This window comes from Streptosporangium sp. NPDC002721 (genome assembly GCF_042888905.1).
In the GTDB taxonomy this organism is placed as follows: Bacteria; Actinomycetota; Actinomycetes; order Streptosporangiales; family Streptosporangiaceae; genus Streptosporangium.
The window spans coordinates 91,541-112,380 of sequence record NZ_JBIAQI010000010.1 but is presented as its reverse complement, the minus strand read 5'-3'; the positions used below and the strand labels follow the sequence as shown (position 1 = coordinate 112,380).

Sequence of the window (20,840 nt, the reverse complement as noted above, 5' to 3'; positions counted from 1 at the left end):
GGCAAGACGCGTTCACCGGCGCCCGGGACACGGCGCGTGAGACGCCGGTCGGCGCGGCGGCGCCGTGGATGGGGGGTTTCTTTGTATCTCAAGACCCTTACCCTGCGCGGGTTCAAGTCCTTCGCCTCCGCCACCACGCTCCGGTTCGAGCCGGGCATCACCGCCGTCGTCGGCCCCAACGGGTCCGGCAAGTCCAACGTGGTCGACGCCCTGGCCTGGGTGATGGGCGAGCACAGCGCCAAGTCGCTGCGCGGCGGCAAGATGGAGGACGTCATCTTCGCCGGCACCTCCTCGCGGGCCCCGCTGGGACGCGCCGAGGTCACGCTGACCATCGACAACACCGACGGCATGCTCCCGATCGACTACACCGAGGTGACGATCAGCCGCCTGATGTTCCGGGCCGGCCAGAGCGAGTACGCCATCAACGGTGACACCTGCCGCCTGCTCGACATCCAGGAGCTGCTGTCCGACTCCGGCATCGGCCGCGAGATGCACGTCATCGTCGGGCAGGGCCAGCTCGACCAGGTGCTGCACGCCGGCCCCGAGGAGCGCAGGGCGTTCATCGAGGAGGCCGCGGGCGTCCTGAAGCACCGCAAGCGCAAGGAGAAGGCGCTGCGGAAGCTCGACGCCATGCAGGCCAACATGACCCGGGTCCAGGACCTCACCACCGAGCTGCGCCGCCAGCTCAAGCCGCTGGGCCGCCAGGCCGAGATCGCCCGCCAGGCCGCCGTCATCCAGGCCGACCTGCGTGACGCCAGGCTCCGGCTGCTCGCCGACGACGTGCTCACCCTGCGGACCACCCTGGAACGGGAGATGGCCGACGAGGCCGCCGTCCTGACCCGCAGGGCCGCGGTGGAGGTCGAGCTGGAGCAGGGCCAGGTCGCCGAGTCCGAGCTGGAGGCCGCCGAGGCCGAGGCCCAGCCCCGGCTGGCAGCCGCGCAGGAGACGTTCTTCCGCCTCTCCTCCCTCCGCGAGCGCCTCAGGGGCCTGGCCGGGCTCGCCGCCGAGCGGCACCGGCACGCCACCGACACCGCCGTGGAGCGGCGCGGGCGCGACCCCGAGGACTTCGAGCGCGAGGCCGAGGAGGTACGCGAGCAGGAGCGGGTCCTGGCCGAGCTGCTCGAAGGGGAGCGGGAGTCGCTCGCCGGAGCGGTGGCCCGGCGCGCCGAGACCGAGGCCGCGCTCGCCGCCGAGGAGCGGAGACTGGCCGCGGAGGCCAGGGCCGCGGCGGACCGGCGCGAGGGCCTGGCCAGGCTGAGGGGCCAGGTCGGGGCCGCGCGCAGCCGGGCGGGGGCCGCCGAGGAGGAGATCGGCAGGCTGCGGCGATCGCTGCGGGAGGCCGAGCAGCGCGCCGAGGAGGCCAGGGCCGAGCACGACGGGCAGGAGCGCGCCGAGCCGTCCGCCGACCCCGCCCTCGCCGAGGAGCTGGAGATCGCCCTGGAGACGGTCGAGCAGGCCAGGGAGTCCGTCGAGTCGGCCAGGGCCGGGGTCGAGGAGGCCAAGGCGGCCGTCGCGGCCCCCAACTCCGCGCTCGGCGCCGCCAGGGCCGCCCTCGCCGCCGCCCGCAAGACCGACCAGCAGGCGCAGCGCCAGGTGGCCGCGCTGGAGGCCAGGTTCGAGGCGCTGGAGCTGGGCCTGGCCGGTGGCGCCGACGGCGGCGCCGCGCTGCTCGCCGCCGACCTGGCCGGGGTGCTCGGCCCGGTGGCGACCATGCTGTCCGTGCGGCCCGGTGCGGAGGTGGCCGTCGCGGCCGTGCTCGGGGCCGCCGCGGAGGCCGTCGCCGTGGAGTCGCTGCAGAGCGCCGCCGACGCGATCGAGTTCCTCAGGGGCCACGACGGCGGCCACGCCACCCTCGTCATCGCCTCGGGCGGGGCGGCGGGCGCGCCGGGCTCGCCGGGGCGGGTGCCGCTGGCCGGGGCCGAGTGGGCGATCGACCTGGTCACGGTCTCCGCCGAGCTGCGGGCCGCCGCCTCCCACCTGCTCGCGGACGTGCTGGTCGTGGACGACCTCGCGACCGCGAGGAAGGCGGTCGAGCAGCGCCCCGAGCTGCGGGCCGTCACCCGGGCAGGCGACCTCCTGGGCGCCCACACCGCCAAGGGAGGTTCGGCGGGCGGCACCTCCGCGCTCCAGATGCGGGCCGCCCTCGACGAGGCCGCCGCGGACCTGGCCGAGGCGAGGGTCGCCGCCGAGCTGGCCGCGACGGAGCTGGAGGAGAGCGCCGAGGCCGAGGCGGAGGCGCAGCTCGCGGTCGAGACCGCCCAGGCGCGGGTCGCCGAGGCGCAGACGGGCGTGCAGAACGCGCAGGCCGGGGTGAACGCGGCGCAGGCCGCCCTGGACCGGGTCAGGGCCAGGCAGCGCGACGCCGACCAGCGGGTCGCCGCGGTGGCCAAGCGGCTCGCCCAGCTGGGTGCCGCGGCCAAGGCGGCCCGCGACGAGTGCGAGCGCCTGGCCGGGGGTGTACGGGCCGCCGAAGAGGCGCGCGACCGTGACGCGGCCGGTCTTGTTGAGCTGGAGGAGCGGCTCGCCGCGGCCGTCGGAGCCGAGGAGCTGGAGACCGAGCCCACCACCGACCTGCGCGACGAGCTCGCCGAGATCTGCGCGACGGCCAGGCAGGACGAGATGGAGGTCCGCCTCGCCGTACGGACGGCGGAGGAGCGGGTCAGGGGCATCGAGGGGCGGGCCGACGAGCTGACGCGCGCCGCCGAGCGCGAGCGCGAGGAGCGTTCCAGAGCGGCCGAGCGGCGCGAGTGGCGGCGCAGGCAGGCTCGTACGGCCCAGGCGGTCGTCCGGGGTGCCGAACTGGCGCTGCGCACGCTGGAGACCTCCCTGGAGGCCGCCGCGGGCGAGCGCGACGAGGCCGATCTGGCGCGCGGGCAGATCGACGCCTCCCTCAAGGCCGTCAGGATCCGCGTCCGGGAGCTCACCGGCGAGCTGGACAAGCTGGTCAACCGGGCGCACGGCAGCGAGGTGGCCCGCACCGAGCAGCGGCTGCGCCTGGAGCAGCTGGAGAGCCGCGCGGTGGAGGAGTACGGCGTCGAGGCCGACACCCTCGTCGCCGAGTACGGCCCCGACGAGCCGATCCCGACGGCCGACGGCGACCCCGTCCCCTACGACCGTGACGAGCAGCTCAAGCGGGCCAGGGCGGCCGACCGCCAGATGGCCCAGCTCGGCAAGGTCAACCCGCTCGCGCTGGAGGAGTTCGCGGCGCTGGAGGAGCGGCACTCGTTCCTCACCTCGCAGCTGGAGGACCTCAAGAAGACCCGCCGCGACCTGCTGCTGGTGGTCAAGGAGGTCGACGACCGGGTCGAGCAGGTCTTCGGCGCCGCCTTCGCGGACGTGGCCCGCGAGTTCGAGACGATCTTCACGCGGGTGTTCCCCGGCGGCGAGGGCAGGCTGCTGCTCACCGACCCCGAGAACATGCTGACCACCGGCGTCGAGGTCGAGGCCCGGCCGCCGGGCAAGAAGGTCAAGCGCCTGTCGCTGCTGTCGGGCGGCGAGCGGTCGCTGACCGCGGTGGCCTTCCTGGTGTCGATCTTCAAGGCGCGTCCCTCGCCGTTCTACGTGATGGACGAGGTCGAGGCCGCGCTGGACGACACCAACACCCAGCGCCTGCTGACCCTCTTCGAGGAGCTCCGGCAGACCTCGCAGATCATCATCATCACCCACCAGAAGCGCACCATGGAGATCGCCGACGCGCTGTACGGCGTCTCGATGCGCGGGGACGGCGTCACCCAGGTCATCAGCCAGCGCCTGAGGGAACACGAGTCCGTCTGAGCCGCCGGGGGCTCGGGGCGCTTCCCGTGGAGGAGCCGGTTCCCCGGACGAGACGGTGAAAGCGCGAGTTCGAGGGGGCGGTTCCCGGAGGAGCGCGGGACGCGGGTTTGGGGGCGGTTCCTGAGGGTGCGCGGGGTGCGGGTTCGGGAGGCGGTTCCCGGGAGAGCGCGGGGGCGCGGCTTCTGGGACCTCGGGGGAGCGCCGGGGCGCGAGTCCGGGAAGCGGTTTCTCAGGGGATCGCGGGGGCGCGGGGCCGGGCGGTGACCGCCGGTGAGGGATCGCGAGCCGGTCCGGAGCACCGGGGTGTCGGAGCATCCCGGGGCGTCTGGAAAACTGTGCTCTTGTGGAAGCCTATCTCGGCATAATCGCGATCATCGTCGTCATCGCCCTGTTGGCGGCGGGCGGCATGCTCCTGCTGTTCAGGTCGGGGGGCAAGGCCGCGCCGCCGCGGGTCGAGCCGCCCCAGGCGCCGTCGATCCCCGAGGAGACGAAGGCCCCCGGCCGGGGCTCGGTCGTGGACGACGACGCGACGACGACCACCGTGCCGCCGCCGGCCAGGCCGGTGGAGCCCGCGGAGGTCACCGTCGTCGCCCCGGTGATCGAGGTTCCTCCGCCGTCCGCCGGGCGGATGGTGCGGCTCCGCGCCCGGCTGGCCCGGTCGCAGAGCACGCTGGGCAAGGGGCTCCTGGAGCTGCTCTCCCGTGACCGCCTGGACGACGACGCCTGGGACGAGATCGAGGAGACCCTGATCACCGCCGACGTCGGTGTGACGCCGACCCGGGCGATGGTCGAGGAGCTGCGCACCCGGGTGAAGGTGCTGGGCAGCCGGACGCCCGAGGAGGCGCGCGCCCTGCTCAGGGAGCAGCTGCTCGCCCAGATCGGTGTCGACCTGGACCGTACGCTGCACGTCACGCCGCACGGCGAGCGTCCCGCGGTGGTCCTCGTGGTCGGCGTCAACGGCACCGGCAAGACCACCACCACCGGCAAGCTGGCGCGCGTCCTCATCGGCGACGGCGGCAAGGTCGTGCTGGGCGCCGCCGACACCTTCCGCGCCGCCGCCGCCGACCAGCTGCAGACGTGGGGGGACCGCGTCGGGGCCGCGGTCGTACGCGGGCCCGAGGGCGGCGACCCCGCCTCGGTGGCCTTCGACGCCGTCGCCGAGGGCATCAGCGAGAAGGCCGACGTGGTGATCGTCGACACCGCGGGGCGGCTGCACACCAAGACCGGCCTGATGGACGAGCTCGGCAAGGTCAAGAGAGTCATCGAGAAGAAGGCCACGGTCGACGAGGTCCTGCTCGTCCTCGACGCCACCACGGGCCAGAACGGCATGCGCCAGGCCCAGGTGTTCGCCGAGGTCGTCAACATCACCGGTATCGCCCTGACCAAGCTCGACGGCACCGCCAAGGGCGGCATCATCATCTCCGTCCAGCGCGAGCTGGGTGTCCCGGTCAAGCTGGTGGGTCTCGGCGAGGGGCCCGACGACCTGGCGCCGTTCGACCCCGAGGTCTTCGTGGACGCGCTCCTCGGAGACTGAGCCCGTCCTGTCCCATCTCGTCCCGGCTTGCTGCCGCCGCGGGCGGACGTACGGGCTCGCGGGGGTCTTCCTGCGGCGTCCGGACGGTGTTCGGACGCCGCCCTGGGCGGCTGCCCGGCCGTCAGGGGGGCGGCCCCGTGCGGCGGCGTCGTGCGCCCCGGCCGTCGAGGGCGGTGCCGCCCGCGATCGCCCGGTGCGTGATCGGCGCCGGGCTCGCGAGCCCGGCGACGAGCGTCGCCTGTCGCGACTGTGCCGTCGAAAAATCTTCACGACCGTGACCGGCGGTCTGCTTTCGCCGTCTACCGGCCCATATGCGAAAGGGGCCGGACGGTGATGCCCGGGTGAACCGCGGGGGGGTGCCGGGCCGTCTCTTGAAGAGGAGATTAAGTCCCCAACACGCGGGAAGCGGGGAGACGTGGAGATGGGTGCCGGAGTTTCTCAGGGTGCGGGCCTCGGTCCGGCAACCGGTCTCGGTCGTCCGGCGGCGGGTTTCGGAGGCGTGGTGATCGACGTTTTTCACGACCCCAAAGCGGCCCCTACCTGGGGATATGTGATGATGGACACACCTTCTACCGAATCTGGAGAACGATGTTACGATACTGAGACTTGTTCGGCTGTAGAGCGTGTCGCACCCGCTGTTGGCACAGCCATAGATCAGTCCCCTGACCACGTAGAGCTTTTAACGGCCCCCTTACAAGGTGCCTGCGAGCATCAAGTACGCCGTCAGAAAGGGTGCGTCGTACCTTTGCCGGGCGGTAGTGGGGGGAAGAGCACGAGGGGGGTCCAATGATCACGATGACGGAAGAGCAGCGCCAGGACTGGTTCGAGCGTGATGTCGTGCCGGTCACCAGCCAGCTTTACGCGTCCGCGATGCGTCTGACCCGCAACACCGCCGACGCCGAGGACCTGGTTCAGGAGACCGTCACCAAGGCCTTCACCTCGTACCACCAGTTCCGCGAGGGCACCAACCTCAAGGCGTGGCTGCACCGCATCCTGACCAACAACTTCATCAACGACTACCGCAAGAAGCAGCGCTCGCCCAAGCTCTCGGCCACCGAGGAGATCGAGGACTGGCAGCTCGCCGCCGCCGAGTCCCACATGTCCAGCGGTCTCAAGTCCGCCGAGACCGAGGCGCTGGAGCAGCTGCCCGACAGCGCGGTGATGAACGCCCTGCGCGCCCTGCCCGAGGACTTCCGGGTGGCCGTCTACCTGGCCGACGTCGAGGGCTTCGCCTACAAGGAGATCGCCGAGCGGATGGGCACCCCCATCGGCACGGTCATGTCCCGCCTCCACCGGGGCCGGCGCCAGCTCCGCACCATGCTCGAGGACTACGCCCGCGAGGAGGGCGGCCTCCGCGTGCCCGAGGAGGTCCAGGCCGCCTGAGGCCTCTCCCTTCCCCCTCATGGCTTCGTGTACGGCCCGTGTCCGCTCCGGACGCGGGCCGTTTTCGTGTACCGGGGACCGGGAGGGTCAGTCGAGCGCCATGTGGAGCCTGACCCGCAGCTCGCCGTCCACGCCGCGCACCTGCACCAGGTCGCAGAGCTGGCGGCTGATCCAGAGCCCGTAGCCGCGCGGCGACCCGGGCTCGGGCGGCAGGTAGCCGGGCAGCGGGACGTCCAGCTCGCCGCCGCCGGAGTCGGAGATCTCGCACACGATCTCGCCGCCGCTCGTCCAGATGGTCGCCCGGCCGTGTCCCGCACCGTGCTCCACGCTGTTGGCGGCCATCTCCGAGACGCTCAGCACGAGCGAGGCGACCAGGTCGCGCCGCATGCCGACCCGGCGCGCGTGGTCGGTGACGAGCGCGCGCAGCCGTCCCAGCTCCTCCAGGGTGAAGTCGGTGACCACCGCGGCCGGGGGCGGGTCGGGGAGGGGGAGGTCGTCTCCCGGCAGCTCGAACCGCTCCGGGGAGACGTAGCGGTCGCTGCGCCGCAGACCGGCGCCGGTCAGCTCCGTGGGATGGGTGCGCGGGACGTGGTCGAGCGCGAGGCTCTCGTCGTACAGGCACCACAGGCTGACCGGGACCCCGGCGAAGGCGGCGTTGAGCACCGACTCGTAGCGGACCCACTCGCGGGCCTGCCGCTCGGTCCAGCCCGACCACACCGGCTCCCCGATGACCAGTGGCCGCTCCCGCTGCCGGACGTAGTCGTGGAAGGCGGCGAGGGTCCGTGTCGGGTGGGCGTACCACTTCTCGGCGGGGTGGCGGTCGATGAGACGGGCGTCCGAGCCGAAGGCGTCACCGACCAGGTCGAGCCCGCGCTCGCTCGTGACGACCAGGACCCGCCGGCTCTCGCGGAGGGCACCGGCGATCAGGGGCTGGACGCGTCGCAGGAAACCGGATTCGGAGCCGTACGCGACAGCCGTGTGCGCGAACGGCCCGCCGGAGTCGAGGAACGCCCGCTCGGGCTGCACGGGGATGACCGTAACAAGCGTCCGGTCCCAACACAACAGAGTCAGCCGGCGACGTCGTGTCAGCCGGAGGCGATCAGCGCGACCGCGGCGAGGGTGAAGCCGATTCCCACCACCTGCACCCTGTTGAGCCGCTCTCCCAGGAAGTGGCGGGCGAGCAGCAGGGTGCTCGCCGGATAGAGCGAGACCAGGACGGCGACGAGGCTGAGCATCCCGCGCTGCTGGGCGAGCACGAAGAGCACGTTGGCGGCCATGTCGAGCGTCCCGGCCGCGAAGATGACGCGCAGCGTGCCGGGGCCGGGGCGCAGGGCGCGGCCGGTGGCCAGGGCCAGCAGGGCGATGGAGCCGACCGAGACCAGGCGCGCTCCGAGCAGCGGCCACATGCCGCCGTCCGCCGGAGCCTGGGCGATGATGACGAAGAAGCCGCCGAAACCCGCGCCCGCGGCGAGCGAGGCCAGGACCGGGCCGTACCCCCGGGTGGCCTTCCTGTCCGGGGAGCCGCGGCTCACCAGCAGGACCGCCAGCAGCGCGAGGACCACCCCGCCCAGCGCGACCGGCTCGGGGCGCTCCCCTACGGCGAGCCCGAACAGCACGGGCAGCGCCGCCGAGACGGTCGCGGTGATCGGCGCGACCACCGACATTACGCCGGTGGCCAGCGCCCGGTAGAACAGCACGATCCCCGCGGTGCCGCAGAGGCCGGAGACCGCGCCCCAGGCGAGGGCCGCGGGCGTGGGGGCCGCCGGGAGGAAGGGCAGCAGCGCGACGATCACGACCAGCCCGGCGGCCTGGGAGAGGACCACCACCGCGAGCACCCGCGACCGGCGGGTGGCCAGGCCGCCGAGGAAGTCCGCGGTGCCGTACACCAGCGCGCAGGCCGTCGCCAGCACCACAGCTGTCATGACTCACCTCAGTTCAATGGAGTGTACTGACAGGACAATATATGAAGTGCAATGGAGTGCCAAGTGAGTTCACTACACTGGACTCATGGATCCAGAGACGATCACCGCCGCGGTCGCCAACAACGTGCGGGCACAGCGGGCGCACCGGCAGATGACCCTCGACGAGCTCGCCGCGCGCTCGGGAGTGAGCCGGGGCATGCTCGTCCAGGTCGAGCAGGGCAGGACGAACCCGAGCATCAGCACGCTCACCCGCATCGCCGACGCGCTCGGGGTGACCGTCGCGCGGATGGTGGAGGTCTCCGACACGCCCGTGGTGCGGGTGGTCAGCGGCGCCGACGTCGTCACCTTCCCGCACGGGAGTTCCAGCACCGCGCGGCTGCTGGTCGGCACCGACGCGCCCGCCATCCTGGAGCTGTGGGACTGGCGGCTCGCCCCCGGCGACCACCACGACGGCGACGCCCATCCCCCGGGCACGCGCGAGATGCTGACCGTCCTGGAGGGGCGGCTCACCCTCTCGGTGTACGGCAAGAGCCATGTCGCGGAGGTGGGCGACGCGGTCGTGTTCAGCGCCGACAGGCCGCACAAGTACGCCAACGAGGGGGACACCCCGCTGCGGTTCATGATGGTCGTGACCGAGCCCCGGGAGACGCCCGACCGTTCCTGATCCTCCTCCGAGGGTTTTGGGGCTTTAACTGGCCGCATCGGATGAGACATGACCACCCGGGTGCGCATCTCACCGGATGTGGCGTGAAGTGGCGCGTCGGTACGGGCAATCGGCCGTTGATGTCCCATCCTGGTGGAACACCTGGTCATGATCTTGCGGGGGGACCCGGCCGGGCCGCTCGCCGTCCCCGTGACGCTTTCGGGGGGAAGCATGCGGGTGTGGCGGGTGTGGGCGGTGCCGGTGGCGTTGCTGTTCGCGATCTGGGGCTGCACCTCGCCGATCACCCTGGTCGGATCGGTGGAACCGGCGACCCTGGGGCCTCCCGTCGCCGCCGAGCCCTCGCCGCCCGTCCCCGTTCCCGCTCCTGTCCCCGGCTCTGCCGCCGGGACCCCGGGGTTCGGGCCCGGCTCGGTACGGTCGCACTGGGCGCGGGACGACCTTCCCGTCTCCCCCCGGGCGCGCCGGATCGACTGCGAGCGGACCAGGTGCGTGGCGCTGACCTTCGACGACGGGCCGGGGACCTACACCGAGCCGCTGCTCGACATCCTCGCCGGGCACCGGGCCAGGGCGACCTTCTTCGTCGTCGGGCGCATGGCCTTCGGGGGCGGCGAGAGCACGCTTCGCAGGATGGTGGCCGAGGGGCACGAGCTGGGCAACCACACCTGGGACCACCCGCAGCTGCCCCTGCTGTCACAGGCCGCGATCAGGGAGGAACTGGGCCGTACCCAGTGGCTCGTCAAGCGGGCGACCGGGGTCACGATGATCCTCATGCGCCCGCCGTACGGGTTGACCGACGCCAGGGTCGCCGCGGAGAGCCGCCAGCTGGGGCTCGCCCAGATCCTGTGGGACGTCGACACGCTCGACTGGCGTGACCAGGACCCCTCGGTCGTCGCCCGGCGCGCGGCCGGGGCCGGGCCGGGTTCCATCGTGCTGATGCACGACATCCACCACTCCACGGTCCAGGCCGTCCCCAGGCTGCTGGACGAGCTCGCGGACAGGGGCTACCGGTTCGTGACGCTGTCCGAGCTGTACGGTGGGCGTCCCGCGCCGGGGAGGAGATACTACGGCGGCCCCTGAGGGCGGAAGAGGCGTGGACCTGCCCAGGAGGGGCGTGGACCTTGCCTGGCAGAGGCGTGGGACCTGCCTGGAAGAGGCGTGAACCTTCCGGAAAAGGCGTGAACCTGTCCGGAAGAGGCGTGAACCCGCCGCGTCCGTTTCCCGACTGTCCCGGGTGAGGAGGCAGGGTGACTGACGAACTGCTGGTGGTCCGGTGCCGGCTCGGTGAGCGTGAGGCGTTCGCCGAGCTGGTGAGGACCTGGCACGATCCGGTACGGGACTACGTGCGGCGCATGCTGGGGCCCTCGCGGGCCGACGACGTGGCCCAGGAGGTCTGGGTGGCCGTGGTGCGCGGGCTGCCGCGCCTGAAGGAGCCGGGCAGGTTCGCGCCCTGGCTGTTCACGATCGCCAGGCGCGCGGTGGCCGACCGGCTCCGCGAGGAGTACGCCAGGCCGGAAATACCGATGGAGGAGGAGCGGGCGTCCGGCGACCCCGCCGACGCCCTCGTGGACCGCGCCGGCCTGCTCGCGGGCCTGTCGGAGCTGCCGGTCAGGGAACGGGAGGTCCTGGTGCTGTTCTACCTGCGAGACCTCTCCCTGGAGGACTGCGCGCAGGTCTGCGCCGTCCCCGTCGGCACGGTCAAGTCACGCCTGTCCCGCGCGCGGCGCATGCTGCGCGATCGGCTCACGGAGAAGGGATACCGAGGATGAACTCCGATGACATGATCGGCAGGCTGTCGGGGCCGCTGTCGCTGCGCCGCCGGATCGGCAACGTCGTGGCACTGCTCGGCGGCCTGGGCGGGGCACTGTTCGTCGGCCTGCTGTGGGCCACGGAGCCCGCCCTGCCGGGCCGTACACACCTGGCCTTCGGCGCGCTGGTCGCGCTCGGCCTGGCCTGGGCCGGTTACGGGGCCTGGGCGCTGACCCGCAGGACGCCGCTGTTCGCTCTCGACCGGGTGATCGCCGCCTGGCTGGCGGTGACCGCGACGGGCCTGCTGACGGCGGGAACGGCCGCGGTCGCGGCCACGAGGGGCACCTGGGCGGGTACGGCGGGGGTCGCCGTGGCCGCGACGCTGGTCGTGCTCGCGGTGGCCGTCCTGCTCAGGGCCCGCGCCGAACGCGCGGCCCTGCTGCGGCGCAAGCGCGAGCTCGGCGGCTGAGGGCCGTCACAAGGTGAACACGAGGCGAAACGGTGATCGGGATGGGAGGGCGAGAGGGCGAGAGGGTGAAAGGGCGATTGGGACGGAGGCCGAGGCGGGACGGTGATCGGGGGCGGCACGGGACCGGCGGACAGGGTGCCGGCGGACAGGGTGTCGCCGGGCGAGGTGCCGGCGGACGGGGTGCCGAGCCGCCCCCGGGATGGCCGGGAATCACCGGTTCCTGGTGATCACACCGCAGGCGACGCGCCCGCCGGAGTCTCCCGCCTTGAGGGTCTCCGCGTCCGGGCCGACGCCGCTCGGGGGTCCCTGGTGGCTGTAGCGGTCGGGAATGTTGGAGTGGTTGTCCGGTAGCGCGTGGATGACGATGGAGCTGCCGTCACTGTCGAACAGCTGTCCCACCCGGAAGCGGTCGGTCACGACGGTCGCCTCGCCGGTGCCGTCGGCGGCGACGAGCAGGTTGGGCAGGTCGCCGGAGTGCCCGCTGTGCGTGGTCGGCGGGATGGTGAAGTGCGGGCCCGCGCTGGCGAAGGGGCTGCGGGTGACCGGGTCGATCGCCCTGGGGTCGCAGACGCCCTTCGCGTGGACGTGGAAGCCGTGGTAACCGGCGCGCAGGCCGGTGACGGTGACGGTCAGCCTGGTCTTGTCGCCCGCCTGTTGGTCGATGCGCAGAAAGCCGATGTTCGTCCCGGCCGTGTTCTTGATGACGGCCCTGGCCGACGGCGCCGACTCCGAGCCCTGTGAGATCTGCGGCGCCCGCGAGGCCGCCTGGGCGGCCGGCACGGTGCCCGCTCCGGCCGTCACCGTGCCGAACGCGACGGTCAGGGCGAGAAAGGTCCTGTGAAGCATGAGATATCCCCCGTACGAGTCCTGGGCTCCCCTGCCGTGACGGGGAGCGGCCAGCACAGGGTTCCTACCCCAGGAGGGGGAGGGAACCTGGGGTGCCACGCCGTCTCACCTCGCGAAGTCGTGCGGGGAGGGGGCGTCCGGCACGGGGGCTGACCGGGGGAAAGCGCGGTGTACGGGGCTGCCTCACACGAGGCCGGACCGCGAGAAGGGGCCTTTCACGCGCGGCCGTCTCAACGCGGGACCGGGCCGGACGGGACCGGGCCGGGCCGGGCCGGGTGAAGACGGAACCGTCCCGCCGGGTGTGCCCGGCGGGACGGGGTGGAGCGGTGACACGGTGGTACGGCGCGGTGCGGTCAGCCGATCCGCTCGGCGCGGGGTGGAGCGATCAGTTGGCCCGCTTGGCGCGGGCGGTGGTCCGGGCGCGGGTCGAGGCGTCGAGGACGACCTTGCGGATGCGTACGTTCTCCGGAGTGATCTCCACGCACTCGTCCTCGCGGATGAACTCCAGCGCCTGCTCCAGCGAGAGCTGGCGCGGCGGGATCAGCGTCTCCGTCGTGTCGCTCGTCGAGGAGCGCATGTTGGTGAGCTTCTTCTCCTTGGTGATGTTCACGTCCATGTCGTCGGAGCGCGAGTTCTCACCGACGATCATGCCCTCGTAGACCTCGGTGGTCGGCTGGACGAACAGGACGCCGCGCTCCTGCAGGTTCAGCATGGCGAACGGGGTCACCGGGCCGGGCCGGTCGGCGACCAGCGAGCCGTTGTTGCGGGTGCGCAGCTCGCCGAACCACGGCTCGTAGTCCTCGAACACGTGGTTCACGATGCCGGTGCCGCGGGTCTCGGTCAGGAACTCGGTACGGAAGCCGATCAGGCCGCGGGCCGGGACCACGAACTCCATGCGGATCCAGCCGGTGCCGTGGTTGGTCATGTGCTCCATGCGGCCCTTGCGGACGGCGAGCAGCTGGGTGATCGCCCCGAGGTACTCCTCGGGGCAGTCGATGGTCACCCGCTCGACCGGCTCGTGGACCTTGCCGTCGATGAGCTTGGTGACGACCTGGGGCTTGCCGACGGTCAGCTCGTAGCCCTCGCGGCGCATCTGCTCGACCAGGATGGCCAGCGCCAGCTCGCCACGGCCCTGCACCTCCCACGCGTCGGGGCGGTCGGTCGGCAGGACGCGCAGCGACACGTTGCCGACGAGCTCCTTGTCGAGCCGGTCCTTGACCATGCGGGCGGTGACCTTGGAGCCCTTGACCCTGCCGACCATCGGCGAGGTGTTGGTGCCGATGGTCATGGAGATCGCGGGCTCGTCGACCGTGATGAGGGGCAGCGGGCGCGGGTCCTCGGGGTCGGCGAGGGTCTCACCGATCATGATGTCCGGGATTCCGGCGATCGCGATGATGTCGCCGGGACCCGCCTCCTCGGCGGGCTTGCGCTCCAGCGCGTCGGTCATCAGCAGCTCGGTGATCTTCACCCGCTGGATGGTGCCGTCGGTGCGGCACCAGGCGACCTGCTGGCCCTTCTTGATGGTGCCCTGGTGGACGCGGCAGAGCGCGATCCGGCCCAGGTAGGACGAGGCGTCCAGGTTGGTGACGTGCGCCTGCAGGGGGGCCGTCGGGTCGTACAGCGGGGCCGGGATCGTGTTCTTGATGACCTCGAACAAAGGCTCCAGGTCCTCGGAGTCCGGCATCCCGGCGTCCTCGGGACGGTTGAGCGAGGCGCGCCCGGCCTTGGCCGAGGCGTAGACGATCGGGAAGTCGATCTGCTCCTCGGTGGCGTCCAGGTCGATGAAGAGCTCGTAGACCTCGTCCACGACCTCCTTGATCCGGGCGTCGGGACGGTCGACCTTGTTGATGCACAGGATGACCGGCATCTTGGCGGCGAACGCCTTGCGCAGCACGAAGCGGGTCTGCGGCAGCGGCCCCTCGGAGGCGTCGACCAGGAGCACGACGCCGTCGACCATGGACAGGCCCCGCTCGACCTCACCGCCGAAGTCGGCGTGGCCGGGGGTGTCGATGATGTTGAGCGTCATGCCGCCGTGCTTGACGGCGGTGTTCTTCGCGAGAATGGTGATCCCCTTCTCGCGTTCGAGGTCGTTGGAGTCCATGACGCGGTCGTCCACGTCCTGGTTGACGCGGAAGGCGCCCGACTGCCAGAGCATGGCATCCACGAGAGTGGTCTTGCCGTGGTCGACGTGCGCGATGATCGCGATGTTCCGCAGGTCGTCGCGGCTGTTCAAAGGCATGATGGAGTCTCACTCTGTGATCGTGGAGGCTGGCCGCGGACTGTGCGGCCTTCCCATTTTAGTTGATCCGGACAATCGCTCTCACGCCTCCGGCAGATGAAGTGCGCCAATTCACCCTCCGGACACCTTCGTGCCCCCCTTCCGGGGGCACATGGCGTGTATCGCGAAAGGGGCGCGGGCAGGGCGCGCGGGGCGGGGCGCGGCCAGGTCGCGGGCACTCCCTAAGCTCGGATCCATGCCTCTCGCACCATCGTTTCCCGTGATGCTCAGAACCCGTGACAACCTGCGGATAGACGCCGCCCACACCCCCTCCCGCGGCGCGGACGACCTCGGGATCGTCCTGGCCCACGGCTTCACCGGGTCGTTCAGGCAGCGCCCGACGCGCCGCATCGCCCACGTGCTCAGCGGGTTCGGCGGGGTGGTGGCGTTCGACTTCAGGGGACACGGCCGTTCGGGAGGCCGGTCGACCGTGGGCGATCTGGAGATCCTCGACGTGGAGGCGGCGGTGCGGCACGCGCGGACGGTCGGCTACCGCAGGGTCGTGACCGTCGGGTTCTCCATGGGCGGGGCGGTGGCCGTACGGCACGCGGGGGTGCTCGGCGGTGTGGACGCGGTGGTGTCGGTGAGCGCGCCCGCGCGCTGGTACTACCGGGGGACCAGGCCGATGCGCCAGGTGCACTGGGCGATCGAGAGGCCGATGGGACGGCTGGCCGCGCGGCTGGGCAAGCGCACCCGGATCATGAAGGGCGTGTGGGACCCGCTGCCGCTGGCGCCGTACGAGGCGGCCGCGAAGATCTCGCCGGTGCCGCTCCTGGTCGTGCACGGCGACGCGGACCGGTTCTTCCCCCTCGACCACGCGTACCAGATCTACGAGGCCGCGAACGAGCCGAGGGAGCTGTGGATCGAGCCCGGCTTCGGCCACGCGGAGTCGGCGGCCACCCCGGATCTGGTCCGTCGCATCGGGAGATGGGCCGCGGCCCGTCCCGGCTCCTCGGGAGATGTCTATCCTCATGAAGATTGACCTGATGTCGATGTGACGGCGGCGGGCAGAGGCGAGGAAAAGGGACGCATGCGGAGCATCTACGTTGCGGGTCTCGGGCGGGGAGACGGCAGGCAGATCGTCGAGCTGGGCCTGATGGAGCTGCTGACCGGGCGGGTAGATCGCACGGGGGTCTTCCGGCCGATCACGAGGGGTGGCGAGGACCGGACCCTGGAGCTGCTCAGGGCCAGATACCGCCCCGCCGCCTCGGCGACCGGGGTGACCGCCGAGGACGCCGCGGAGATCTACGCCGAGCGAGGCGCCGAGGAGCTCATCGGCCACCTGGTCGCCCGCTTCCACACCCTGGAGCGCGAGTGCGACGCCCTGCTGGTGCTCGGCAGCTCCTTCGACACCGACGACCTGCCGCGCGAGCTGGCCTTCAACGCCCGCCTGGCCGCCGAGTTCGGCGCCCCGGTGATCGTGGTGGTGGGCGCGCACGGCGACGACGCCGAGGAGATCGCGACGGAGATGCGTACCGGCTACCAGGTCTTCTCCGACCTGGGCTGCACGGTGCTCGCGGTGATCGCCAACCGGGTGCCCGAGGGCACGGTCATCGAGTGCGACCTGCCGGTGCCCTGCTACGCCGTGCCCGAGCATCCGTCGCTGTCGGCGCCGACCGTCGGGCAGGTCATGCGGGCCGTGGACGCCGAGCTGATCCAGGGCGAGGACGGCCTGCCGCGCGACGTGCTCGGGTTCGTGTTCGGCGGGGCCACGCTCCCGCTGTTCCTGGAGCACCTCGTCGACGGCGCGCTCGTGATCACGCCGGGTGACCGCGCGGACCTGCTGCTGGTCTCGCTGGCGGTCGAGGCGGCCGGTACGGCGAGACCGGCCGGGGTCGTCCTCACGGTGGGGGAGAGGCCCAGCGAGGCCGTACGGGAGCTCACAGCCCGTCTGGCGCCCGGTGTGCCGGTGCTCGCGGCCAAGGACGACAGCTTCACCGTGGCGACCACGCTGGCCGGGCTGGAGGGGCGGCTCACCGCCGACAACCCGCGCAAGATCGAGACGGCCCTCGGCCACTTCGAGGCGCACGTGGACGCGGCCGGCCTGGCCGACAGGATCGAGCTGACCCGCTCCGAGCGGGTCACCCCGATGATGTTCGAGCACACCCTGCTGGAGCGGGCGCGGGCCGACCGGCGGCACATCGTGCTGCCGGAGGGCGAGGACGACCGCATCCTGCGGGCGGCCGACATCCTGCTGCGGCGCGGCATCGTCGACATCACCCTCCTCGGCAGGGAGGACGTGGTGCGGCGGCGGATCGGCGACCTCGGCCTCGACCTGTCGGGGGCGGCCGTCGCCGACCCGCTCACCTCGCCGCTGCGGGAGTCGTTCGCCGAGGAGTACGCCGAGCTGAGGGCGCACAAGGGGATGACCGCCGAGCTGGCCCTGGACGTGGTCGCCGACGTCAACTTCTTCGGCACGATGATGCTGCACCGGGGCCTGGTGCACGGCATGGTCTCCGGGGCCGCGCACACCACGGCGGCCACGATCCTGCCCGCCTTCCAGATCATCAGGACGGTTCCCGACACCTCGGTCGTCTCCTCGGTGTTCTTCATGTGCCTGGCCGACCGAGTGCTCGTCTACGGCGACTGCGCGATCAACCCCGATCCCGGAGCCGAGACGCTCGCCGACATCGCGATCTCCTCGGCCCGTACGGCGAGGCGGTTCGGCGTCGAGCCGAGGATCGCGATGCTGTCCTACTCCACCGGCGAGTCGGGCAGCGGCGCCGACGTCGACAAGGTCCGCGCCGCCACCGCCCTGGTCGCCGAGCGGGCGCCCGACCTGCTGGTCGAGGGGCCCATCCAGTACGACGCGGCGGTGGACGCCAGGGTCGCGGCCGCCAAGCTGCCCGGATCGCAGGTCGCGGGGCGGGCGACCGTGCTGATCTTCCCGGACCTGAACACCGGCAACAACACCTACAAGGCCGTGCAGCGCTCGGCCGGAGCCGTCGCGGTCGGGCCGGTCCTGCAGGGGCTGCGCAGGCCGGTCAACGACCTGTCGCGCGGGGCCCTGGTCACCGACATCGTGAGCACCGTCGCCATCACCGCCGTACAGGCACAGGAGGTCACCCCGTGAGCGACGAGCGAGACGCGCGGACGGCCGGGACCTCCGAGGGGGCCTTCGAAGTGGCCGGCTCGGTGGTGGCCGGGACCTCCGGGGGGAGTGGTTCGGGCCGGGCGGGGGAGCCGGGTGGGAATCCGGGCCGGGAGCCGGGTCGCGGGAGTCTTCCCGGCCGGGTGCTGGTCCTCAACTCGGGGTCCTCCTCGCTGAAGTACCGGCTCCTGTCCGGCGCCGAGCGCCTCGCCTCGGGGACGGTGGAGCGCATCGGCGAGCCCGGCTCCCCGGTACCCGACCAGCGGGCGGCACTGGAGGCCGTCGCCGCCCGGCTCGCCGCCGACGGCCTGGGGCTCGACTCCCCCGAGCTCACCGCGATCGGGCACCGGGTGGTGCACGGAGGCACGGCCTTCACCCGGCCCACGTTAATCACCGACGAGGTGGTCAGGGGGATCGAGGAGCTCGTCCCGCTCGCGCCCCTGCACAACCCCGCCAACCTGGCGGGCATCGAGGTCGCCCGGAGGCTCCGCCCCGACCTGCCGCAGGTCGCCGTCTTCGACACCGCCTTCCACGCCACGATCCCCCCGGCCGCCTCGACGTACGCGATCGACCGCGAGGTGGCCGCGCGGCTGGGGGTGCGGCGCTACGGCTTCCACGGAACCTCACACGCGTACGTCTCCCGCGAGGCCGCCCTCCTCGCGGGCGGGCCGGAGGCCAACGTGATCGTCCTGCACCTCGGCAACGGGGCCAGCGCCTCGGCGGTGTCCGCCGGGCGGTGCGTGGACACCTCCATGGGCATGACCCCACTCGAAGGCCTCGTCATGGGGACCCGCAGCGGTGACCTGGACCCGGCGGTGGTCCTCCACCTGGCGCGCGCGGGAGGCATGTCCCTCGACGAGGTCGACACGCTGCTCAACCGCCGCAGCGGCATGCTCGGTCTCAGCGGCGACAACGACATGCGCACGGTGACGGAACGGCTGGCCGAGGGCGACCCGGAGGCCGAGCTGGCCGTGTCGGTCTACTGCCACCGGCTTCGCAAGTACGTCGGCGCCTACTACGCCGTTCTCGGCACGGTCGACGTCATCGCCTTCACCGGCGGCGTCGGGGAGAACTCCGCCCTGATCAGGGAGCGGGCGCTCGCCGGTCTCGGGGCGCTCGGCGTCACCGTGGACCCGGCGCGCAACGCGCGCGGCGACACGCTCGTCTCCGCCGACGGCGGGGCCGTGAAGGTCGCGGTGATCCCCACGGACGAGGAGTTCGAGATCGCCCGCCAGACTCTTTCCGTCGTTTCCCGAACCAATCGCGGATGAAAGACGTCTACTACGGCAGCGGATGAATGCGATCCGCCGGGAGAAGTCCGCGAGGCCCGAATCATCGCTCGGCGATCGTCGTGGGACATACTTCTTGTGGTCGGGCGGTCGCCCAGCGTCGCGGGGGTGCGCTGGGCGGTCCGCCCGGCGGTGTGCCCGTACGAACCGTACGGGCACACCTGGGGTCCCCCACGAGACCGGTCTCAGCCCAGGCGGGCGATCGACTTGTACTCCAGATAGGACGACAGTCCCTCGGGGCCCAGCTCGCGGCCGAGACCGCTGCCCTTGAAGCCGCCGAAGGGCGAGCTGTTCTCGATCATGAAGAGGTTGACGCCGTAGGTGCCGGTGCGCACCTGGCGGGCGATGTCCATGCCGTGCTCGGTGTCGGCGGTCCACACCGTCCCGGCCAGGCCGTAGTCGCTGTCGTTGGCGATCCGGATCGCGTCCTTCTCGTCCTCGTACGGGATCACCGCCAGGACCGGGCCGAAGATCTCCTCGCGGGCGATGCGCATCTCGTTGGTGGCGCCCGCGAAGACGGTCGGGGCCACGTACCAGCCGCGGTCGTGGGGGCGCTCCAGGCCGCCGACGACCGGCTTCGCGCCCTCGTCGATGCCGATCTTGATGTAGCTCTCGACCCGCTCCTGCTGCCGCTGGGCGACCATTGGGCCGATGCCGGTCGCCGGGTCGGACGGGTCGCCGACCTGCATGCCCCGTACCATCGCCGAGACCGCGTCGACGACCTCGTCATAGCGGTTGCGCGAGGCGAGGATGCGGGTCTGGGCGACGCAGGCCTGGCCGTTGTTCATCAGCGAGGCGATCGACAGGAAGCCCATCGCGGAGGGCAGGTCGCAGTCGTCGAGGATGATCGCCGCGGACTTGCCGCCCAGCTCCAGGGTGCACCGCTTGAGCTGCTCGCCGCAGATCGCCGCGATGCGGCGCCCGGCGGCGGTGGAACCGGTGAAGGCGACCTTGTCCACGTCCGGGTGGGAGATCAGGTACTCGCTGGTCTCGCGCCCGGCGGCGACGATGTTGACGACGCCGTCGGGGATGCCCGCCTCCTTGACCATCTCGGCCAGCAGGTAGGAGTCGAGCGGGGTCTCGGGCGCGGGCTTGATCACGATCGTGCATCCCGCGACGAGGGCGGGGGCCAGCTTGATCATGATGACGAACTGCGGGACGTTCCACGGGACCACGGCGGCGACCACGCCCACCGGCTCGCGGCGGACGGTCACGGTGCCGAAGGTGCCGGGGCGCTCCTCCTCGACGGGGAAGGTCTTGCCCAGCTCGGCGTAGTACTGGAGCATGCCGAGCGGCTGCGGGGCCTGCGCCATCTGGGAGAAGGTGATGGGGGAGCCCATCTCCAGGGTGATGAGCTCGGCCATCTCGCCCTGGCGGGCCGCGTAGATCTCGGCGAGCCTGCCGACGACGGCCGAGCGCTCGGCCATCGTCATCCGGGGCCAGGGACCGTGGTCGAACGCCTGGCGGGCGGCGGCCACCGCCCGGTCCATGTCGGCGGGGGTGCCGTCGGGTACCCGGCCGACGACCTCCTCGGTATGAGGGGAGACGACGTCGATGATGCCGGTCCCGGCGGGGGCCACCCAGTCGCCTCCGATGAAGAGCGTGTCGTGCTGGCGCATGATGTGTTGCCTCCTGGTGGGCGGGCCAGAGTCTCGAATCTCGGACGGTTTCATCCGTTTCATTCGGCGAGGAAGGGCGCCACGCGCCCCACCGCTGCTTGAGACCGAATCATGTTCTGTCGCAGATGACAAGGGTCGCCGGTGTCTTCGTGTCCCGGGTCGGGACGTCTTCGCTCCGTAGGTGGAGATGCCCTGGTGTTCTGGGTCGAAGCCTGGGGTGAGATG

At 72.0% G+C, this 20,840-nt stretch carries 15 protein-coding genes; 10 read left to right on the top strand and 5 right to left on the bottom strand.

Going from position 1 to position 20,840, the window contains the following annotated elements; all coding sequences use genetic code 11:
• Positions 1 to 81: 81 nt before the first annotated feature.
• From smc to ACFYWM_RS15860, 3 genes are all read left to right on the top strand, one after another.
• Complete coding sequence (gene smc / locus ACFYWM_RS15870; RefSeq protein WP_389914726.1) at positions 82 to 3,774, top strand: chromosome segregation protein SMC; 3,693 nt, start codon at positions 82 to 84, stop codon at positions 3,772 to 3,774.
• A gap of 343 nt (positions 3,775 to 4,117) precedes the next feature.
• Positions 4,118 to 5,308, top strand: a complete 1,191-nt coding sequence (ftsY, locus tag ACFYWM_RS15865; protein WP_389914723.1) for a signal recognition particle-docking protein FtsY — start codon at positions 4,118 to 4,120, stop codon at positions 5,306 to 5,308.
• Positions 5,309 to 6,094: 786 nt separating this feature from the next.
• Positions 6,095 to 6,691, top strand: coding sequence for a sigma-70 family RNA polymerase sigma factor (locus ACFYWM_RS15860; protein ID WP_362866749.1), 597 nt, complete (start codon positions 6,095 to 6,097; stop codon positions 6,689 to 6,691).
• Positions 6,692 to 6,778: 87 nt separating this feature from the next.
• On the opposite strand, the gene ACFYWM_RS15855 is transcribed toward ACFYWM_RS15860, so the two are convergent.
• A complete protein-coding gene (locus tag ACFYWM_RS15855; RefSeq protein ID WP_389914719.1) occupies positions 6,779 to 7,717 on the bottom strand; it encodes an anti-sigma factor RsbA family regulatory protein in 939 nt (312 codons plus the stop codon).
• A 59-nt stretch (positions 7,718 to 7,776) separates the two neighbouring features.
• Positions 7,777 to 8,613, bottom strand: coding sequence for an EamA family transporter (locus tag ACFYWM_RS15850; RefSeq protein WP_389914716.1), 837 nt, complete (start codon positions 8,611 to 8,613; stop codon positions 7,777 to 7,779).
• Positions 8,614 to 8,698: 85 nt separating this feature from the next.
• On the opposite strand from ACFYWM_RS15850, the gene ACFYWM_RS15845 reads away from it, so the two are divergent.
• The 4 genes from ACFYWM_RS15845 to ACFYWM_RS15830 all read left to right on the top strand — a co-directional run bounded on the left by ACFYWM_RS15845 (position 8,699) and on the right by ACFYWM_RS15830 (position 11,492).
• A complete protein-coding gene (locus tag ACFYWM_RS15845) occupies positions 8,699 to 9,277 on the top strand; it encodes a helix-turn-helix domain-containing protein (RefSeq protein WP_389914713.1) in 579 nt (192 codons plus the stop codon).
• 147 nt (positions 9,278 to 9,424) lie between these two features.
• Entirely contained in the window at positions 9,425 to 10,354 is a 930-nt protein-coding gene (locus ACFYWM_RS15840; RefSeq protein WP_389914710.1) for a polysaccharide deacetylase family protein, read from the top strand.
• A 167-nt stretch (positions 10,355 to 10,521) separates the two neighbouring features.
• Positions 10,522 to 11,043: an RNA polymerase sigma factor gene (locus ACFYWM_RS15835; protein ID WP_389914707.1), complete on the top strand. Its 522-nt coding sequence runs from the start codon at positions 10,522 to 10,524 to the stop codon at positions 11,041 to 11,043.
• Positions 11,040 to 11,492 (top strand): hypothetical protein, encoded by a 453-nt coding sequence (locus tag ACFYWM_RS15830; protein WP_389914704.1) that lies wholly within the window; start codon positions 11,040 to 11,042, stop codon positions 11,490 to 11,492. The genes ACFYWM_RS15835 and ACFYWM_RS15830 overlap by 4 nt, the downstream gene beginning before the upstream one ends.
• 210 nt (positions 11,493 to 11,702) lie before the next feature.
• On the opposite strand, the gene ACFYWM_RS15825 is transcribed toward ACFYWM_RS15830, so the two are convergent.
• Both ACFYWM_RS15825 and typA read right to left on the bottom strand, forming a co-directional pair.
• Positions 11,703 to 12,338 (bottom strand): superoxide dismutase family protein, encoded by a 636-nt coding sequence (locus ACFYWM_RS15825; protein WP_389914701.1) that lies wholly within the window; start codon positions 12,336 to 12,338, stop codon positions 11,703 to 11,705.
• Between the two features lie 385 nt (positions 12,339 to 12,723).
• Complete coding sequence (gene typA, locus ACFYWM_RS15820; protein WP_389914698.1) at positions 12,724 to 14,577, bottom strand: translational GTPase TypA; 1,854 nt, start codon at positions 14,575 to 14,577, stop codon at positions 12,724 to 12,726.
• A gap of 262 nt (positions 14,578 to 14,839) precedes the next feature.
• Between typA and ACFYWM_RS15815 the strand changes: the two genes are divergently transcribed.
• The 3 genes from ACFYWM_RS15815 to ACFYWM_RS15805 are packed head-to-tail and all read left to right on the top strand — an operon-like array spanning position 14,840 to position 18,978.
• Positions 14,840 to 15,598, top strand: a complete 759-nt coding sequence (locus tag ACFYWM_RS15815; protein ID WP_389914695.1) for an alpha/beta hydrolase — start codon at positions 14,840 to 14,842, stop codon at positions 15,596 to 15,598.
• A gap of 48 nt (positions 15,599 to 15,646) precedes the next feature.
• Positions 15,647 to 17,689, top strand: coding sequence for a phosphate acetyltransferase (pta, locus tag ACFYWM_RS15810; RefSeq protein WP_389914692.1), 2,043 nt, complete (start codon positions 15,647 to 15,649; stop codon positions 17,687 to 17,689).
• Entirely contained in the window at positions 17,686 to 18,978 is a 1,293-nt protein-coding gene (locus tag ACFYWM_RS15805) for an acetate/propionate family kinase (RefSeq protein WP_389914689.1), read from the top strand. Before pta ends, ACFYWM_RS15805 begins: the two co-directional genes overlap by 4 nt.
• Before the next feature lie 203 nt (positions 18,979 to 19,181).
• Here the strand turns inward: ACFYWM_RS15805 and ACFYWM_RS15800 are convergent, their stop codons facing one another.
• Entirely contained in the window at positions 19,182 to 20,615 is a 1,434-nt protein-coding gene (locus tag ACFYWM_RS15800; RefSeq protein WP_389914686.1) for an aldehyde dehydrogenase, read from the bottom strand.
• Positions 20,616 to 20,840: the final 225 nt, after the last annotated feature.

Bases quoted from the DNA above. Each gene is read 5' to 3' on its own strand.
- pta (WP_389914692.1), top strand. From the start codon at position 15,647: ATGCGGAGCATCTACGTTGCGGGTCTCGGGCGGGGAGACGGCAGGCAG.
- ACFYWM_RS15840 (WP_389914710.1), top strand. From the start codon at position 9,425: ATGATCTTGCGGGGGGACCCGGCCGGGCCGCTCGCCGTCCCCGTGACG.
- ACFYWM_RS15800 (WP_389914686.1), bottom strand. From the start codon at position 20,615: ATGCGCCAGCACGACACGCTCTTCATCGGAGGCGACTGGGTGGCCCCC.
- ACFYWM_RS15860 (WP_362866749.1), top strand. From the start codon at position 6,095: ATGATCACGATGACGGAAGAGCAGCGCCAGGACTGGTTCGAGCGTGAT.
- ACFYWM_RS15850 (WP_389914716.1), bottom strand. From the start codon at position 8,613: ATGACAGCTGTGGTGCTGGCGACGGCCTGCGCGCTGGTGTACGGCACC.
- ACFYWM_RS15830 (WP_389914704.1), top strand. From the start codon at position 11,040: ATGAACTCCGATGACATGATCGGCAGGCTGTCGGGGCCGCTGTCGCTG.
- ACFYWM_RS15815 (WP_389914695.1), top strand. From the start codon at position 14,840: ATGCTCAGAACCCGTGACAACCTGCGGATAGACGCCGCCCACACCCCC.
- ACFYWM_RS15845 (WP_389914713.1), top strand. From the start codon at position 8,699: ATGGATCCAGAGACGATCACCGCCGCGGTCGCCAACAACGTGCGGGCA.
- typA (WP_389914698.1), bottom strand. From the start codon at position 14,577: ATGCCTTTGAACAGCCGCGACGACCTGCGGAACATCGCGATCATCGCG.
- ACFYWM_RS15825 (WP_389914701.1), bottom strand. From the start codon at position 12,338: ATGCTTCACAGGACCTTTCTCGCCCTGACCGTCGCGTTCGGCACGGTG.